The sequence below is a fragment of the Ruegeria sp. AP12 genome (assembly GCF_056540025.1).
On sequence record NZ_JBQFVZ010000126.1, the window covers coordinates 1 to 949 of the forward strand.

The 949-nt window shown below is 55.8% G+C and carries 1 protein-coding gene and 1 pseudogene; one reads left to right on the forward strand and one right to left on the reverse strand.

Translation table 11 applies throughout. From position 1 onward, the window contains the following. The coding region (locus tag ACR0E6_RS21710) for an MBL fold metallo-hydrolase (RefSeq protein ID WP_480587217.1) at positions 1–562 on the forward strand (562 nt) is incomplete at its 5' end. A gap of 68 nt (positions 563–630) precedes the next feature. Here the strand turns inward: ACR0E6_RS21710 and ACR0E6_RS21715 are convergent. Then, a pseudogene (locus ACR0E6_RS21715) lies at positions 631–949 on the reverse strand (hypothetical protein); the annotation flags it as partial.

Here is a 949-nt window from a genome sequence, read left to right on the forward strand (position 1 = left end):
GGGGTTGGAGCGCGCCTTGCTGGACCGTCTTGGGAACTACATCGCGAGCCTGAGCGCCGCCATCGGCCCCGAAGCCTATGTTGGTGTCGAGCCAATCGCCGTCGACATCGCGGTCGAATCCGCGCAAGAGATTGATCTGGGCGGTCGCAAACTGGTCTTACGAGCCTGGCCCCGGGCCCACACTGGGAATGACCTGACGGTCGTGGATGTAGACTCGGGTGTTATGTTCACCGGCGATCTGGTGTTTCACCGGCATACTCCGGCAATGGATGGCGCGTTGATCGGTTGGCAACGTGTTCTGAAAAAGATGACTGGGCTTGATGTGACCCAGATCGTCCCCGGCCATGGTGGCCCGATCCTTGCGTGGCCGGAGGGGTCCGAAGATATGCTGCGCTATCTGGATGTGCTGGAAACCGACACCCGCGCGGCGATTGAAACGGGTCTGCGATTGGGCGATGCGGTCGAAACAATCGCCCAAAGTGAATCAGAACAATGGGAACTTTTTGACGCCTATAATCCACGTAACGCAACGGTTGCGTTTACCGAACTTGAATGGGAGTAGTTTTGCTAGCCGTTTCAACGATCCGGGTTGATAGTAACCTATGGAAGGGGCAAATCCGCGCTGGAAGCTTATCCCTGATCTGACGTTAACTGTTGCAGCATTTGCGAGATTGCAAAAAGGCGACGTTCGATGATCTGCGGGGTTTCGCACAAGTAGGTGATCGAGCGCTGACGATCCGTGTAGATCAACTGGTCCCAATCCAGCTGCTCTTCAAGGGCGTCAACGCGGTCAAAATCCGGCGGGTCTGCGGACAAGGCCTGCTCCATTTCGACACGGGCCAGATCAATCTTTTCAGCCATTTCGATTTGGTTTAGAGAAAACTCACCGATCCCCGTGATGATGCGCTTGCGTCGTTTGGACAATGTGTCGAAGACGCGCTGAAACACC